General features: G+C 73.6%; 13 protein-coding genes and 1 pseudogene. 10 read left to right on the top strand and 4 right to left on the bottom strand.

Going from position 1 to position 16,551, the window contains the following annotated elements:
- Positions 1-20: 20 nt before the first annotated feature.
- The 3 genes and pseudogenes from ACIO3P_RS01155 to ACIO3P_RS01145 all read left to right on the top strand — a co-directional run.
- Positions 21-1,703: pseudogene (locus tag ACIO3P_RS01155) on the top strand (SpoIIE family protein phosphatase); the annotation flags it as partial.
- Between the two features lie 300 nt (positions 1,704-2,003).
- The gene (locus ACIO3P_RS01150; RefSeq protein WP_401849759.1) at positions 2,004-5,513 is read left to right on the top strand and encodes a phosphodiester glycosidase family protein; all 3,510 of its coding nucleotides are present in this window, start codon (positions 2,004-2,006) and stop codon (positions 5,511-5,513) included.
- 88 nt (positions 5,514-5,601) lie between these two features.
- Entirely contained in the window at positions 5,602-5,820 is a 219-nt protein-coding gene (locus tag ACIO3P_RS01145; protein ID WP_329822747.1) for a hypothetical protein, read from the top strand.
- On the opposite strand, the gene ACIO3P_RS01140 is transcribed toward ACIO3P_RS01145, so the two are convergent.
- Complete coding sequence (locus ACIO3P_RS01140) at positions 5,798-6,451, bottom strand: GNAT family N-acetyltransferase (RefSeq protein ID WP_401849757.1); 654 nt, start codon at positions 6,449-6,451, stop codon at positions 5,798-5,800. The genes ACIO3P_RS01145 and ACIO3P_RS01140 overlap by 23 nt on opposite strands.
- Positions 6,452-6,603: 152 nt before the next feature.
- On the opposite strand from ACIO3P_RS01140, the gene ACIO3P_RS01135 reads away from it, so the two are divergent.
- Positions 6,604-6,741 (top strand): hypothetical protein, encoded by a 138-nt coding sequence (locus ACIO3P_RS01135; protein ID WP_401849755.1) that lies wholly within the window; start codon positions 6,604-6,606, stop codon positions 6,739-6,741.
- A gap of 33 nt (positions 6,742-6,774) precedes the next feature.
- Here ACIO3P_RS01135 and ACIO3P_RS01130 read toward each other — a convergent pair whose 3' ends face one another.
- Positions 6,775-7,626, bottom strand: coding sequence for an NAD(P)H-binding protein (locus ACIO3P_RS01130; RefSeq protein WP_401849753.1), 852 nt, complete (start codon positions 7,624-7,626; stop codon positions 6,775-6,777).
- A gap of 434 nt (positions 7,627-8,060) precedes the next feature.
- Here ACIO3P_RS01130 and ACIO3P_RS01125 point away from each other — a divergent pair, with 434 nt between their 5' ends.
- The 5 genes from ACIO3P_RS01125 (at position 8,061) to metF (ending at position 12,870) form a co-directional block, all read left to right on the top strand.
- On the top strand, positions 8,061-9,179 hold the full coding sequence (locus ACIO3P_RS01125; RefSeq protein ID WP_329822750.1) for a type III polyketide synthase: 1,119 nt from the start codon (positions 8,061-8,063) through the stop codon (positions 9,177-9,179).
- A 329-nt stretch (positions 9,180-9,508) separates the two neighbouring features.
- Positions 9,509-10,039 carry a cupin domain-containing protein gene (locus tag ACIO3P_RS01120; protein ID WP_329822751.1) on the top strand — a complete coding sequence of 177 codons (531 nt, stop codon included), beginning with the start codon at positions 9,509-9,511 and terminating at the stop codon, positions 10,037-10,039.
- A gap of 4 nt (positions 10,040-10,043) precedes the next feature.
- Positions 10,044-10,664: a hypothetical protein gene (locus ACIO3P_RS01115; protein WP_401849751.1), complete on the top strand. Its 621-nt coding sequence runs from the start codon at positions 10,044-10,046 to the stop codon at positions 10,662-10,664.
- Positions 10,661-11,749 carry a PrsW family intramembrane metalloprotease gene (locus tag ACIO3P_RS01110; protein WP_329822753.1) on the top strand — a complete coding sequence of 363 codons (1,089 nt, stop codon included), beginning with the start codon at positions 10,661-10,663 and terminating at the stop codon, positions 11,747-11,749. Before ACIO3P_RS01115 ends, ACIO3P_RS01110 begins: the two co-directional genes overlap by 4 nt.
- A 176-nt stretch (positions 11,750-11,925) precedes the next feature.
- Positions 11,926-12,870: a methylenetetrahydrofolate reductase [NAD(P)H] gene (gene metF, locus ACIO3P_RS01105; RefSeq protein WP_329822754.1), complete on the top strand. Its 945-nt coding sequence runs from the start codon at positions 11,926-11,928 to the stop codon at positions 12,868-12,870.
- A gap of 76 nt (positions 12,871-12,946) precedes the next feature.
- Here the strand turns inward: metF and ACIO3P_RS01100 are convergent, their stop codons facing one another.
- Positions 12,947-14,521 carry an MDR family MFS transporter gene (locus tag ACIO3P_RS01100; RefSeq protein WP_329822788.1) on the bottom strand — a complete coding sequence of 525 codons (1,575 nt, stop codon included), beginning with the start codon at positions 14,519-14,521 and terminating at the stop codon, positions 12,947-12,949.
- Between the two features lie 88 nt (positions 14,522-14,609).
- Positions 14,610-15,326, bottom strand: coding sequence for a TetR family transcriptional regulator (locus tag ACIO3P_RS01095; RefSeq protein ID WP_401850182.1), 717 nt, complete (start codon positions 15,324-15,326; stop codon positions 14,610-14,612).
- Between the two features lie 55 nt (positions 15,327-15,381).
- Between ACIO3P_RS01095 and ACIO3P_RS01090 the strand changes: the two genes are divergently transcribed.
- Complete coding sequence (locus tag ACIO3P_RS01090) at positions 15,382-16,374, top strand: aldo/keto reductase (RefSeq protein WP_401849749.1); 993 nt, start codon at positions 15,382-15,384, stop codon at positions 16,372-16,374.
- Positions 16,375-16,551 lie beyond the last annotated feature (177 nt).

Here is a 16,551-nt window from a genome sequence, read left to right as displayed (position 1 = left end):
ATCGGTGAGATGGTTGCTCCATGGCCGATCGGGGCGCACCTCCGGCTGCCGTACCGCTGCCGGACGACTGGCCGGCCCGCCCGGACCGGAGCCTGGCCCTCAACCGCATGGGCAGCTTCGACTGGGATCTCGACAGCGGGCTGCTCCACCTCGACCCGGCCGCCCTCGCCGTGCTCGACCTGCTCCCCGGGGAGTACGGCGGCGACCCCGCGACCCTCATGAGCCGGATCCCGCACGCCGATGCCGCCCGGCTGAAGGCCCTCGCCGCCCGGGCCCTCAAGGCCGGCACCGCCCGGCACAGCGCGTACTTCCGGGTCAGGCCGCGCGACGGAGCCCCACGCTGGGCACACGCCCAGGGCTACCTCGGCCATGACGCCGGCGGACGGCCCCGTCGGCTCATCGGCGTCGTACGGAGCGCCGAGCGCGAGCTGGCCCAGGCCGCCGCCCGGAGCGATCTGACCGAGGCGCGGCGCAGACTGACCGGGGTGGTGGCCCGTACCACCGCCCTGCTGGCCCGCGCGTCCAGCGTCGAGGACGTCCTCGACGTGCTGCGCGACCCGGAGGCGCTGGGCCATCTCACCGCGGTGAGCGTGATGCTCGGCGTGGTCGAGGGCGGACGGATCCGGCTGGTCGCCGAGGGGCGCACGGGATCGTACGTACCGGAACTGCGCTACACCCGGGTCGACGACGGATTCCCGATGAGCGAGGTGGTACGGACCCGGCGGCCCCGCTTCATCGCCTCACGCGAGGAGTTCAGGGCCTCCTACCCGCTGCTCTGGCCGTACATCGCCTCGCTCTCGGTCGCCTCCGGCGCCTATCTCCCACTGATCGCCCAGGCCACCCCGATCGGGGTGCTCGGACTGCTCTCCCCGCTGCCCGGCGCCTTCAGTGACGAGGAGCGCACGCTGCTGCTCGCCCTGGGCAGCTCCATCGCGCAGAGCCTGCAGCGCGCCATGCTGTACGAGCAGCGACACGACCTCGCCGAGGGGCTTCAGCAGGCGATGCTGCCCCGGCGCATCCCCGACATCCCCGGAGCGCTGACCGCCGTACGGTACCGCTCGGCGCGGCTCGGCCGGAGTGTCGGCGGGGACTGGTACGACGTACTGCCGCTGCCCGGCGGCCGGGTGGGGCTGACCATCGGTGACGTCCAGGGCCATGACACGGACGCGGCCGTGGTGATGGGCCAGTTGCGGATGGCCCTGTGGGCGTACACCGCCGAGGGGCACCCGCCGGCGACCGCGCTGGCCCGCGCCTCGGCGCTGCTGCGCGAACTGGGCACCGAACGCTTCGCGACCTGCACGTACGTGGAGGTGGACCTGGCCGGAGGGGGACTGCGGATCGTGCGCGCCGGGCATCTCGACCCGCTGCTGCGGCACGCCGACGGGCGCTGCGAGTGGATCGAGACGGCCGGCGGGCTGCCGCTCGGTCTCTCCGCGGAGTTCGCCGGACAGGGCGGTGTCGGCTATCCGGTGACCACGGGGGTGCTCGGCCCCGGCGAGACCCTGCTCCTGTGCACCGACGGCCTGGTGGAACGGCCCGGCGTCGATCTGGGTGACAGCCTCGAAGCGCTCCGGGAGGCCGTACGGACCGGCCCCGCGGAGCTGCCCGCACTGGCCGACCTGCTCTTCGGCACGGTGGGGGAGCCCGGGGGCGGCGACGACATGGCGCTGCTGCTCCTGCGCCGGGACGCCCCGGGACCCGGCCGCGCCCCCGGGACCTCGTAAGCCTCGTAGCGCCCCTTAGGGCCCCTTAGGGCCTCGCGCGTCTCGCAGCACCTCGCAGCACCTCGCGGCGTCTCTCGGCTCGACGCGTCGGGCGTGCCGTGACCTGACGGGCCCGCGTGCCGTTGACCGTTCGACCTCGTCACCGCGTGTTCTCCGCACCGTTCCCGCGAACCCCTGGTTCATTGGCGTGTGCACGGCAATCCTGGACTCGTCCAGGTCTGTCGCCCCCGTGACGGACCGCGCTCACCCAGGTGTACTCACCGTCATCCAGGAGAAGTTGTGGGCCCACGCATCGCCGGGCGGACCGCCGTGCTGTTCGCGGCCGTGACCGCCCTGACCGTCGGGGCGAGCGCCCCGTCCGCCGCCGACTCCACCCCCGACCCGCGCCCCCGTACCGCCGCGGAGGTCCTGCGGCCCGTCGCACCGCCGCCCGCGAGCGCCGCCGCCGGGGCCGCCGGATCCGCGACCGCGGTGCGCTCCGTGGCCGACGGCGACGGCATCGAGACGGCCCACGCCGCCAGGACCGTCGCCCCCGGGATCCGGCTGTCCTCGTACGACCGCCTCGAATCCGACAAGTGGCTGCGGGTCGACACCCTCTCCGTCGACCTCGGCAGCGGCGGCACACGGGCCGACTACCTCTCCACCGGGAAGGTCTCCGACCGCCGTACGGTCTCCGAACTCGCCGCCCGGCACGATCCGGGGCCGGGCCGCCGCACCGTCGCCGCGATCAACGCGGACTTCTTCGACATCAACGAGACGGGCGCGCCCCAGGGCCCCGGCATCGCGGACGGCGAGGTCGTCCACTCCCCGGCGCCCGGCGCCCACCAGGCCGTCGGCATCGGACCCGGCGGCGCGGGACGCGTCCTGCGGCTCTACTTCGACGGCACCGTCACCCTCCCCTCCGGGCCCCGCGCGCTGGAGGCGTACAACGCGGCCAACGTGCCCGCGGGCGGCATCGGCGCCTATACGGCCGCCTGGGGCGAGGCCGACCGGGCGCTCACCGTCGACCGCGCGACCCCGGTCGCCGAGGCCGCCGTACGGGACGGGCGCGTCGTCTCCGTCACCGGCCGGCCCGGCACCGGGCCCGTCGCCGCCGGTACGACCGTCCTGGTCGGCCGGGAAGCGGGCGCCGAGGCGCTGGCCGCGCTGCGCCCGGGCGACCCCGTCACCCTGGAGTACCGGCCGCGCACCGACGACGGCGGCCCCGTGCCGCGCACCGCCGTCGGGGGGCGTGAACTCCTCGTCACCGACGGCAGGGCGGTGAGCCACGAGGGCGAGGGCAACAACACCGCCGCGCCCCGCACCGCCGTCGGCTTCTCCCGTGACGGCGCCACCATGCACGTGATCACCGTCGACGGCCGGCAGGCCGACAGCGGCGGAGTCACCCTCACCGAACTGGGCCTGATGATGGCGCGGGCCGGTGCGTACAGCGCGCTCAACCTCGACGGTGGCGGCTCCTCCACCCTGGTCGCCCGGACACCCGGCAGCGACGCGCTGCGGGTGGAGAACAGCCCCTCCGACGGCAGCGAGCGCACCGTCCCCAACGGCCTCGCCCTCACCGCCCCCGACGGCAGCGGGAAGCTGACCGGCTTCTGGGTCGAGACCCGCACGCCCCCCGGCGCCGCCCCCACCGTCGACCCCGTCAAGGGCGGCCACCCCGAGCGGGTCTTCCCCGGGCTGACCCGCCGTCTGACGGCCGCCGGGTACGACGAGACGTACGGACCCGCGGCCGGCGCCCCGCACTGGCGGACCCTGCGGCCCGCCGTGGGCCGGGTCGACCGCGACGGCGTCTTCACCGCGCGGTCCGGCGGCACCACGCCCGTACGCGCCGAACACGGCCGCGCCCACGGCTCCACGGAGCTGACGGTGCTCGGCCCCCTCGCCCGGATCCTGCCGACCACCGTGCGCGTCGGCCTCGCGGACGCCACGGCCACCGGCACCTTCGGCATCGTCGGACTCGACGCGCACGGCACCAGTGCCCCCGTCGAACCCCGCGACGTGACCCTCCGGTACGACCGCACGCTCTTCTCCGTCACCGACGACGGCCGGGGCTCCTTCACCGTCGCCGCGCTGAAGGACGGCGTCGCCGGACGGATCACCGCCACCGTCGGCGGCGTCACCACCGCGCTCGCCGTCGGCGTCGGACTGGAGGAACAGCAGGTCTCCGGCTTCGACGATGCCGCGTCCTGGACCTTCAGCCAGGCGCGGGCGGACGGTTCGGTCGCGGCCACCCCGGACGGCCGCACCGGAACCGGGCTGACCCTCGCGTACGACTTCACCCGCTCCACCGCGACCCGCGCGGCCTACGCCACCCCGCCGCTGCGGATCGCGGTGCCCGGGCAGCCGCAGTCCTTCAAGCTCTGGATCAAGGGCGACGGCCACGGCGCCTGGCCCACCCTGCACCTCAAGGACGCGGCGGGCTCCGACCAGTTGCTGCGCGGCCCGTACATCACCTGGACCGGCTGGCGGCAGGTGACCTTCGACGTACCGGCCGGGGCGGCGACCCCGCTCGCCGTGCACCGCTTCTACCTCGCGGAGACCGCCGCCACCCGGCAGTACACCGGGGAGATCGTCATCGACGAGCTGACGGCGCAGGTGCCGCCCGCCGTCGAACTGCCCGTACAGCCCCGCGTGGCCGATCCGCTGATCGACACGGTCGCCGGGACGGCCGGGCGGGACTGGCGGTTCGCGGTGATGTCCGACGCGCAGTTCGTCGCCCGCGACCCGGACAGCGCGATCGTGGCCCAGGCCCGCCGTACCCTGCGCGAGATCAAGGCGGCGAAGCCGGACTTCCTCGTCGTCAACGGCGATCTGGTGGACGAGGGTTCACCCGCCGACCTCGACTTCGCCCGGACCGTCCTGACCGAGGAACTGGGCGACACCCTGCCCTGGTACTACGTGCCCGGCAACCACGAGGTGATGGGCGGCTCCATCAAGGAGTTCGTGGCGCGGTTCGGCCCCGCCCAGCGGGTCTTCGACCACCGGGGCACCCGCTTCCTCACCCTCGACACCTCCGGTCTGACCCTGCGCGGCGGGGGTCTCGCCCAGATCAGGACGGTACGCGAGCAACTCGACGCGGCGGCGCGGGACGACAGCATCGGCTCGGTGATGGTGATCGAGCACGTACCGCCGCGCGACCCGACCGTCCAGCAGGCCAGCCGGCTCGGCGACCGCAAGGAGGCGGCCCTCCTCGAACAGTGGCTCGCGGAGTTCCGCCGTACGACCGGCAAGGGCGCCGGGTTCATCGGCGGCCACGTCGGGGTCTTCGACGCCTCGCGGGTGGACGGCGTGCCGTATCTGATCAACGGCAACTCCGGCAAGGCGCCCGCCGCCCCGCCCGGCGAGGGCGGCTTCACCGGCTGGTCGCTCGTCGGGGTGGACCAGGTCTCCAAGGGCGCGTGGACGGCCGCCCGGCTGAACCCGTGGAGAGGCGGCCCCGACTGGGTCTCCGTGGCGACCCGCGCGCACACCGACGCGCTGACCCTCGACGCCCCGGCCACCCTGACGCCCGGCAGCGGCGCGACGGTGACGGCGACGGTCACCCAGGGCGCCCGGACCGTCCCCGTCGGCTTTCCGCTCAGCGCCGACTGGAGCGGCTCCCTCAACCTTCGCATCGGCGACCGCGACGGCGCCCGGCCACGCCACGCGGCGGTCCTCGACCCGGCCACCGGCACCCTCACGGCGCTGCGGCCGGGCACGGTCACGCTCGCGGTGACCGTGGGCGGGGTGACCACCCGGGCGACGATCCGGATCGCGGACGCCGGCCGGGGCGCGGCGACTTTGGGATGACCGCGGGCGCGGCACCGGCGACTTTCGTACCGGATGCCGCGCCCGATGGCCGATAGCAGCCCCGACGTGCTCTTTCTAGCCTGGGCGGGTGAAGACGTTTCTCGGATTCCTCTGCTTCGTTCTGCTGTCCCAAGGGGTGGGCGGTCTGTTGTACGAACTGACCGACGGGTGGTTCCAGCCCTGGTCCGTCGTCTCCAGGATGGGCTTCTTCGACGGCTACGAGATCTATGTGAGCGTCGTCCTGCTGGTCGCCGGCGGGGCGCTGGGCGCGGCGTCCGCGGCGGTCACGAGGAAGGGCGGTGGGTGAGGCCCTCGTCCACGGCGGTCGAACGCCCGAGATAGGTGACGGGACCCGGGTCCGGCACCGCGATCACCTGGAAGCCGAGCCGGTCGTAGAAGGCGCGGGCCGGGGTGTTGGCGGTGGACATCGACAGATGGACGGCTTCGACGCCCTGGTGGCGCAGGGCGCCGAGAAAGGCGTGCATGAGCGCCCGGCCGTGCCCCCGGCGCTGGGCCTCGGGCAGCAGATCGATGTGCAGGTGCGCGGGATACCCGGCCAGTTCGGGCAGAACCATCCGCTCCGGCCGGTGCAGCAGGGCGATCATCTCCTCGCTCGGGGTACGGGCGGGCCCCGTCGGCGCCGGATACCGGCCGGTCAGCGGCGGCAGCCACACCTCACGGAACGCCGTGACGAAGGCGGCGGTGTCGGCGGTGCCGAGCACGTAACCGACCGCCCGGCCCGTCCCGTCGTCGACCACGAAGGCCAGCTCCGGCTCCAGTACGGCGTAGGGCGCGGCGAAGATGCTCGGCAGCAGGTCGTGGTCCGGGTACCGCTGCCGGGAGTCCCGGCCCTGGTGACCGGTGCGTACGCAGATGTCGTACAGCGCGGGCAGGTCCTCGGGACGGTAGGGGCGCACGGCGGGAGCGAGGGAAGACATGGCGGCATGCTGCCCGCAGCGGGAGCGCTCCGACAAGAGGGAACCGCCGCCGGGTGATTCCGGGTTTTCTCCGGGGCGGATCGGGCGCATATCGGGCAACTTCCTCCCGCGCGAGGCCGTCCTGCCCCGCACGACCCGAACAAGGAGGGACCATGCCCCGAACACGAGGCTTACGCCGCGCCCTTGCCGCCCTGGTCGCGACGGGCGCGCACGAGTCCGCCTACTGGGAGCGCGAGTTGCGCCGGTCCCTGCCGGTGCCGCTGCGGTCCCTGGGGCTGCCGAGGGACTGACGGGCGGGCCGTGCGCGGGCACCGGCCGGTGGGTCAGCCCCCGAAGGCGGGGAGATGGTCCCGGGCCCAGGCGCGGTAGGGCCGGGCCGGGCGCCCGAGCAGCGTCCGTACCGTCGGCTCCACCCGCGCCTTGGCGCCCGAAGCCTGGCGTACGGCGCCCTCCAGGAGCGCGTCGGCCACCGGGCGCGGCCACCGGGCGAGCAGGCCCTCGTACGCCTGGTCCCGGGTCAGCTCCACCAGCCGCAGCGGACGCCGCAGCAGCCCGGAGAGTACGGCGACCTGCTCGGCCGAGCTGATCGCCGCCGGGCCGGTGAGGGGGTGGGCGCGTCCCGGCAGCACGGCGCCGGTGAGGGCCAGCGCGGCGACCTCGGCGATGTCCCGCGGATCGACGGTGGCGTTGGGCGAGGCACCGTGGAAGGCGCGCACCACCCCCTCGTCGCGGACCGAACGCGCCCAGCCCAGGGTGTTGGACATGAACGCCCGGGGCCGCAGGAAGGTCCAGCCGACGCCCGAGGCGCGGAGCAGGTCCTCGGCGCTCCGCTGCCAGCGGGTGATCAGGTCCTGGGCGTCGGGCTCGGCCACCACCCGCGCCGACAGCTTCACCACATGGGCGACGCCGGCCCGCCGGGCCGCGGTGACGAAGTGCTCGTCGTGGACGGGCGCGAGCGGGTCCGACGTGACGAGAAACGCCGCCCGCACACCGGACAGCGCGGCGGCCAGCGAGGCGGGATCCGCGAAGTCGCCGCCCACGACCTCGGTGCCCGGCCCGGCGAGCGCGGCGAGACGGCGCGGATCCCGGGAGAGCAGCCGTACCGGCTCGGAGGTGGCGAGGCGTTCCGCCACCAGCCGGCCGACGGTCCCGGTGACCCCGGTCAGCAGGATCACCGGCCGGCCACCCCGCACCCCGCGCCGGCGACACGCCCGGCGCCGTACGCCCCGCGGAGCGTGCGCCGCCGTCCGCCGGGCGCCGTGACGGGGGCGGCGACGCCGCGCGGACGACCGCCGCCACCGGCCGGAACCCGGCACGCACACCACGAGAACGCCATGGGGACCATCCCTCCCGCGTCCGGCCCCCGGTGATGCCCACGCGGATCCACCACCCCCTGAACGGGCGACCCCACCGACGCCTTCCCTACGTTCCGTAGTCGCGCGTGGAATCCTGACGGCTCCTCGGTTCCCTCGCCGATCCGTCCCCCGACCGGTGGCCCGCCGCTGCCGCCACCTGTTTCCCCCAGGTTGCGGGGCAGTGGCCCAGCCCTGAATGTGGGCCCATGTGGGCCCCAGTTCACAGCGAACACGAATGAAGGAGAGAGAGCGTCGTGGCGACTCTGTGCAAACCCGCGGTCTCGGTCCCCGAACATGTGATCACCATGGAGGACACCCTCGCTCTCGCGCGCTCGCTCCACGCGGACCATCCGCAACTGCCGCTCGCGCTGCGGCTGATCGAGAACACCGGGGTCGCCAAGCGCCACATCGTCCAGCCCATCGAGGAGACGCTGCGCCACCCCGGTTTCGAGGACCGCAACATGCTGTACGAGGCCGAGGCCAAGCGGCGCGTGCCCGAGGTGGTCCGGCGCGCCCTCGACCACGCCGAGCTGCGCCCCGCCGACATCGACATGATCATCTACGTCTCGTGCACCGGCTTCATGATGCCGTCGCTGACCGCCTGGCTGATCAACACCATGGACTTCCCCGGCCACACCCGGCAGCTCCCGATCGCCCAGCTCGGCTGCGCGGCGGGCGGCGCCGCCATCAACCGGGCACACGACTTCTGCCGGGCCTACCCCGGCAGCAATGTGCTGATCGTCGCGTGCGAGTTCTGCTCGCTCTGCTACCAGCCGACGGACCTCGGGGTCGGCTCGCTGCTCTCCAACGGCCTGTTCGGCGACGCGGTCGCCGCCGCCGTCGTACGGGGCGAGGGCGGCACCGGCATCAGGATGGAGCGCAACGGCTCCCACCTCGTGCCCGACACCACCGACTGGATCGCCTACAGCGTCCGCGCCACCGGATTCCACTTCCTGCTGGACAAGCGTGTGCCCACCACCATGGAACCGCTGGCCCCCGCGCTCCGTACGATGGCCGACCAGCACGGCTGGGACGCCGCCGGACTCGACTTCTACATCATCCACGCGGGCGGGCCCCGCATCCTGGACGACCTCAGCCGCTTCCTCGAAGTGGAGCCGGAGGCGTTCCGGTTCAGCCGGGGCACCCTCACCGAGTACGGCAACATCGCCAGCGCCGTCGTCCTCGACGCCGTACGCCGCCTCTTCGACGAGGGCGTCGTCGCCGACGGGGCACGCGGCATCGTCGCCGGGTTCGGGCCCGGGATCACCGCCGAGATGGCGCTGGGGCGGTGGACGGGGGCCGGCTCGTCCGCCGGGCTGGACACGACCCGGCACGGCCTGCTGGAGACGGCGGGCCGCGGCGCCACGTCCTGACCGGCGCCCGAATCCGTGCGGTGACGACGCCCGGCAGACGCGCGTCGAACCACCGGGGCGGGGCCCCCCCCCCCCCCCGGCCCCCCCCCCCCCCAACCCCCCCCCCCCCCCCCGGGGCCCCCCCCCCGCCCGGCGCCCCCCCCCCCCCCATTTATGGCGGCCCCGGGGCCGGTAGTCACCCCGGGGCGGCGCACCCCCCGGGGGGGGCCCCCCCCCCCCCCCCCCCGGCCGCCCCCCCCGGGGGGGCGCCCCCCCCCCCCCGGGCGCCCCCCCCCCGCCCGTACCGTCCCACCACTGTCCTGGAGCACCGCACCGTCCTGGAGCACCGCATGACCCATGTGATGCCGTCCGAGGGGCTGATCGTCCCGCCGGGCGGAGGCACCACCATTCTCACCGCGGCGCAGCAGGTGACCTTCAAGGTCACCGGAGCACACTCCCAGGTGTCCTCCAGCTTCGAGGTCGTCGTCCCGTCCGGGTTCGACGTCGGCGCCCACCGGCACACCCACAGCGAGGAACTGTTCTACGTCCTCGACGGTGAACTGGACGTCCTGGCCTTCGAACCACGGGTGTTCAGCCAGGACTGGCGCCACTGGGAGTCCGTGTCCGGGCTGAAGTCGGTACGCGCCACCCCCGGCACCGTCATCGTCGTACCGCCCGGCTGCCCGCACGCCTTCGCCAACCGGAGCGGCGCCCCCGCCAAGATTTTCTTCCAGGCGTCCCCGCCCTCCGACCACGAACGGTACTTCGAGGAACTCCTCGACATCCTCAAGGAGGGCGGCACCCCCGACCCCGCGGCCATCGCCGATCTGCGCGAGCGCTACGACATCGAGCAGCTCACCCCGCTGCGCCACGACGCCTGACCCGGTGGATCCCGCACCGGCCACCCGGCGCCCGGCCGAGGACCCGCCCCGCGCCGGCCGCAGCCGCGCGCGGCCCCGGCGCGCGGTCCTCGGGGTGGTGCTCGTCATCGCCGCGCTGACGGCCGGCTGGCCGCTGATCGACGGGGTCCTGGGCGACCGCGAGCGGGTCCCGGCGGGGACCGCCCTGGTGCTGGGCCCCGACGACGAGGTCGCCGTGCTCCGGGTGACGGGTCACGGCTGGGCGCTCAGCAAGTCGTCCAGCGACCCGGACATGTCGTACGCGCTCTCCCGCGACGGCGTCGACCTGGCGGCCCGCTACGTCCCCCTCACCGGGACGGGGGACCCCGGCGCGCTGTGGGGCGGACTGCGCAAGGTCCAGTCCGTCGCCGACAGCGGCAGCCGGCTGGGCGCCGGGCGCCGGATCAGCGGCGCCCGGGGAGCCGTCGGGCGGTCGGGGAGTCTGACGGGCGGCGGCCGGGCGGGCTCGGCCACCCTCTGGCTGCCGCCCGGCCGGGGCTACGCCGTCGAGATCGTCGTGCTCGCGCGGCCCGGGGCCACGCCCGGCGCGGTCGCCGACGCCATGTCCATGGCCCGCGGCCTCACCTTTCCCCAGGGGACGCCATGACCGCGCCCGCCACCGCGCCCCCGGCGGCCTCCCGGCTCCGGTCCCTGATCGCCTGGGTACGCGGATCCTGGAGACGCCGGCCGGCCCACTGGGCCTTCGCCGTCCTGTGTCTGCTCGGCCTCCTGCTGCTCCTCCACGGATTCGCCCCGGTCGTCCGGGTCTTCCCCGGCTCCGCGCTGCTGGCCCTTGTCCTGCTGGCGCTCACCGTGAGCGTCGGAACGGCCCTCCTCGGGCGGGTCCGCCCGTTCCGGCCGCCGCCGGCCGGCTGGGCCTGGAGCGGCGTCCTCTGGGGCGCCACCGCGGCGGCCGGCTGCGCCGTCGTCGCCAACACCGGGCTCCAGGGCATCTGGTACAAGTCCGCCGGGATCGACTTCGGCTCGCAGTGGGGCGCCGCGCTCACCGCACCGCTCAACGAGGAGCTCATCAAGGTATCCGGCGTCGCCCTGATCGCCCTCGCGGCCCCGGCGCTGGTACGGGGCCCGCTGGACGGGTTCTTCCTCGGCGCCTTCACCGGGCTCGGCTTCCAGGTCATGGAGAACTGGACGTACGCCATGAACGCCATCCTGCTCGGCGGGGGAGTGCGGGGGAGCGCCGACGTCAGCCAGTCCTTCGTCACCCGGGTCGTGGTGACGGGACTCGGCTCGCACTGGGCGATGACCGCCGTCGCCGGGACCGGCGTCGGCATCCTGCTCGCGCACGGCGACCGCCCCGTACGCCGCAGGATCGCCCCGGCGGCGGCCTGCGTACTCACCGCGATGTTCATGCACTGGCTGTTCGACGCGCCGCTGCTGGACTCCGTGGCCGGGCTCGCCACCAAGGTGGCGGTCAACCTCTTCATCGCCCTCACCCTCTACCTCGTGCTGCGCCACCGGGCCCGGCGCCGGGCCCGCGCCTTCCTGCTCTCCCCGGGGACCCCGCTCTCGCCCGACCTGCTCACCCGGGGCTCCCGGCGCCGTGCCCTGCGCGGTCTCCCGCCCGCGCGGCGCCCCGCCGCCGAGCAGCGCGCCGCGGCCTATCTGGAGGTCGTCGAGGAACAGGCGGTGCTGTGGCGCCCTGAGGAGCGCGTACGGGGGAGAGCTTCGTGACCATGCCGCCACCGCCCCGTACCGGGCCGAACTCCGCGCGGACCGGGGCCGGTTGCCCAGGTCCGCGACGCGGGTGATCAGACTGTGGTCATGCCCGCGGACGGACGCGTATCACGGCTAGTGTGTGCGGACCGTACGCGTCCACGCACCGAGCGACTTCAGGAAGGACCCTCTCCATGGCGGCAGAGACCGCGGACCGTCCCCACCACGCCCGGCAGAGCTCCCGCGGCCTGCCGGCCGGCGACGGACCCTCGTACTCCTTCGAGTTCTTCCCGCCGAAGACCGCGGCGGGCGAACGCACGCTGTGGAACGCGATCCGCCGGATCGAGGCGCTCGCGCCGTCCTTCGTCTCCGTGACCTACGGAGCCGGCGGCTCCTCGCGCGACCGGACCATCGAGGTCACCAAGCGCATCGCCGCCGAGACGACACTGCGCCCGGTCGCCCACCTCACCGCCGTCGGCCACTCGGTGGCCGAGCTGCGCCACATCGTCGGCCAGTACGCGGACGCCGGGATCCGCGACGTACTCGCCCTGCGCGGCGACCCGCCCGGCGATCCGCGCGGCGCCTGGGTGCCCCACCCGGAGGGCTTCGCCCACGCCGATGAACTCGTCACCCTGATCAGGGAGCTCGGGGACTTCACGGTGGGCGTGGCGGCCTTCCCCGAGCGCCATCCGCGCTCCGCCGACTGGGAGAGCGACATCCGCCACTTCGTCGCCAAGTGCCGGGCGGGCGCCGACTACGCCATCACCCAGATGTTCTTCCACGTCGAGGACTATCTGCGGCTGCGCGACCGGGTCGTGGCGGCCGGCTGCACCACGCCGATCATCCCGGAGATCATGCCCGCCACGGACGTACGGCAGATCCGCCGCTTCGCGGAGCTCAGCGACGCGCGCTTCCCCGACGAGCTGGCCGGGCGGCTCGAAGCGGCCAAGGACCAGCCCGAGGAGGGCCACCGTATCGGCGTCGAGTACGCCACGGTGATGGCCGAGCGGCTGCTCGCCGAGGGCGCCCCCGGCCTGCACTACATCACCCTCAACCGCTCGACGGCCACGGCCGAGATCCACCAGAACCTCGGGGTGGGCGCCCCGCGCGGCCGCGCCCTGGCCGCCGCGCCCCACTGACGCGAAAGGCCGGGGGACGGGCGGGGATCTCTCCCCGCCCGTCCCCCGGCCCCGTACGGATGCCGGTGGAGTCCGGTCAGCTCACCGGGGCGGCCGGGGTCTTCTCGACGCCCTCCCCGCCCTGCCTGCCGGCCTCGGCCTCCTCGGCGAGCCGCTCCATCCCGCTGGTCGTCTTGAGCGGCTTCTCCTTGATGAAGACCACCGCGACCAGCGCGAGCGCGGCGAACGGCGCGGCGACGAGGAAGAGCTCCGCCGTCGCGACCCCGTAGGCGTGCTCCACGATCTCCCGCATGGGCGCGGGCAGCTTCGTCATGTCCGGTACGGCGCTCTCGCCCGAGCCGCCGGCCGCGGCCTCGCCGCTCCCGCCCAGGCTCTTGGTCATCTCGGACGCCACCCGGTTGGCCAGGACGGCGCCCAGCACGCTCGTACCGATCGTGCCGCCCATGCTGCGGAAGAACGACAGGACGGACGTGGCCGCGCCCAGCTCCGAGGCCGGCACATCGTTCTGCGCCACCAGGACCAGGTTCTGCATCAGCAGGCCGACACCGACGCCCAGGACGGCCATGTAGAGGCTGAGCAGTCCGAAGCTCGTGTCGGCGTCGATGGTGGCCAGCATGCCCAGACCGGCCGTCATGATCACGGCGCCCGCGACCAGATAGACCTTCCACCTGCCGGTGGCGCTGATGACCTGTCCGGCGACGGTGGACGAGACCAGCAGTCCGAGGATCATCGGCAGACCCATCAGACCGGCGACGGTCGGGGTCTTGCCCAGGGATATCTGGAAGTACTGGGAGAGGAAGACCGTGCCGCCGAACATGGCGACACCGACCAGCAGGCTGGCGACGGTGGTCAGGGTGACGGTGCGGTTGCGGAAGATGTCCAGCGGGATGACCGGCTCGGGGACCCGGGCCTCCACGAAGACCGCGGCCACCAGCAGCACCACGCCCGTACCGGTGAGCGCGAAGGTCTGCCAGGACATCCAGTCGAAGCTGTTGCCCGCCAGGGAGGTCCAGATGAGCAGCGCGCTGACGCCCGCGACGATCAGGAACGCGCCCAGGTAGTCGATCTTCACCTCACGGCGGACCGTGGGCAGCTTCAGCGTGCGCTGCAGCATCAGGATCGCGGCCAGCGCGAACGGCACCCCGATGAAGAAGCACCAGCGCCAGCCGAGCCACGAGGTGTCCACCATGACACCGCCGACCAGCGGCCCGGCGACCGTACCGACGGCGAAGACCGCGCCGAAGATGCCCGCGTACTTGCCGAGGCGGCGCGGCGGGATGACCGCGGCCATCACGATCTGGGCGAGGGCGGTCAGACCGCCCGCGCCGATGCCCTGGACGACCCGGCTGAAGATGAGCAGGCCGACGCCCTGCGAGAAGCCGGCGAGCAGCGAGCCGACGACGAACAGCGAGAGGGAGAGCTGGAGCAGCAGCTTCTTGTTGTAGAGGTCGGAGAGCTTGCCCCACAGGGGCACGGTCGCCGTCATGGCGAGCAGCTCGGAGGTGACCACCCACGTGTAGGAGGACTGGCTGCCGTGCAGGTCGGCGATGATACGGGGCAGGGCGTTCGCCACCACCGTGCCGGCCAGGATCGCGACGAACATCCCGGCCATCAGACCGGACATGGCCTGGAGTATCTGACGGTTGGTCATGGAGGTCGGCGCCTGCTCCGGCGCCTCTGTAGCACTCACGGTGTCCTTCTTCGTATTCATTCGGTTCGAGGCATGTGCGTCTGGGAGATCAGCCGTCGGCCGGCGGCTCGGTCAGTCCGTCGGCGAGATGGCCGAAGACGCGCCGGAAGGTGTCGGGAAAGGAGTCCGAGTCGCCCTGGGCGCACCAGTGTTCGATGGCGACCCGTACGGCCGTGGTGGCGACCGCGGCGAGCAGCCGGGGGTAGAGGCCGAGATGCGAGGTGTCCGGGCCCTTGGCGCAGGATTCCGGCGAGGCCGGTGCCTTCCCGGTGCCGGGTGCCTCGGAGGAGTCCGGCTCCGGAGCGGGCGGCGAGCCGAGCCGTTCGGCGATCGTCCGCGCCAGTTGGTACTCCTCGGCGACATGGGCGCCCATGCCGCGCAGCAGCAGATGGGGCGAGCGGTGCAGCACCGTGCTCCGCAGGGCCCAGATCTCCTGGCTCTCCTCCACATGGGTCAGTTCGGTGGCCAGCGCCTCGCGCACCGCTTCTATGGCGGTCAGCCCGGCGGGCGCGTCGCGCACCGCGCGCCGTACCCGCTCTCCCACGGTGCGGTCGATCATGACGAACGCGTCGTCATGACTGTCGAAGTAGTTGAAGAACGTGCGCGGGGAGACCCCGGCGGCTTCGCTGATCGCCTCCACGGTGACGTTCTCCGCCCCGTGCACGGCCGCCAGCCGCACGGCGGCCTCCGACAACGCCGTCCGGGTGGCCTGCTTCTTGCGCTCACGGAGACCGGGCGCCGCACCTTCACTCTGCACATCGTGCAGGGTATGCAAAAATGCACGGTCCGCAAAATTATTTTCGGCTTCGTGACGCCGTAGCATGATCCGCATGGAGCAGCGCGCGTGGGACAGGACAGGGCGGGTCGTCTCCGCCGTCGGACTCGGTACGTGGCAACTCGGCGCGGACTGGGGCGAGGTGGCCGAATCGGACGCCTTCGCCGTCCTGGACGCGGCGGTCGAGTCGGGTGTCACGTTCTTCGACACGGCGGACGTGTACGGCGACGGGCGCAGCGAGCGGCTCATCGGCCGCTATCTGAAGGACCGCCCCGACACCGGGGTGTTCGTCGCGACCAAGATGGGGCGGCGGGCCGAGCAGCGTCCTGAGAACTACACCCTGGCGAACTTCCGCGCCTGGAACGACCGTTCGCGCGCGAACCTCGGGGTCGACACGCTGGACTATGTACAGCTCCACTGCCCGCCCACGCCCGTGTACGCGTCCGACGAGGTCTTCGACGCGCTCGACACCCTGGTCGAGGAGGGGCGGATCGCGGCGTACGGCGTCAGCGTCGAGACCTGCGCCGAGGCGCTCACCGCCCTCGCGCGTCCTGGTGTCGCGGGTGTGCAGATCATCCTCAACCCGTTCAGGACCAAGCCGCTGGAGGAGGTCGTACCGGCCGCCCGCGCGGCGGGTGCCGCGATCATCGCGCGGGTGCCGCTCGCCTCGGGGCTGCTCTCCGGCCGGTACACGAAGGACACGGTCTTCGCCGCCGACGACCACCGTTCGTACAACCGGCACGGCGAGGCGTTCGACCAGGGCGAGACGTTCTCGGGCGTCGACTACGGGACGGGGCTGGCCGCCGCTGTCGAGTTCGCCGGGCTGGCGCCCGAGGGTGCGACGCCCGCGCAGACCGCGCTGCGCTGGATCGCGCAGCAGCCCGGGGTCACCAGCGTGATCCCCGGCGCCCGCTCCGTCGAGCAGGTCCGCGCCAACGCCGCGGCCGGTGCGCAGGCGCCCCTGCCGCCCGCCACCCTGGACGCGGTACGGGAGCTGTACGACCGCCGTCTGCGCGCCTCGGTCCACGGACGCTGGTAGGGGCGAAAGGGTGATTGTGGGCCGAACGCGGTCCGATCGCGCGGCGCGGACGCAAGAGTTGGTCGTTTCTGTGGCTGTATCGCGTCGCGCCCTGTAGCGTCTTGATCAAGCTGTCGTGGTTCCGAAGTACCGCTCGCCCGTGACGTGCCGTCACGGGCGTTTGTGCTGTTCAGCGTC

Source organism: Streptomyces sp. NPDC087310 (genome assembly GCF_044744405.1).
GTDB lineage: Bacteria > Actinomycetota > Actinomycetes > Streptomycetales > Streptomycetaceae > Streptomyces.
The sequence above is the reverse complement of the archived record's forward strand: the minus strand, read 5'-3'. Positions and strand labels throughout refer to the sequence as shown.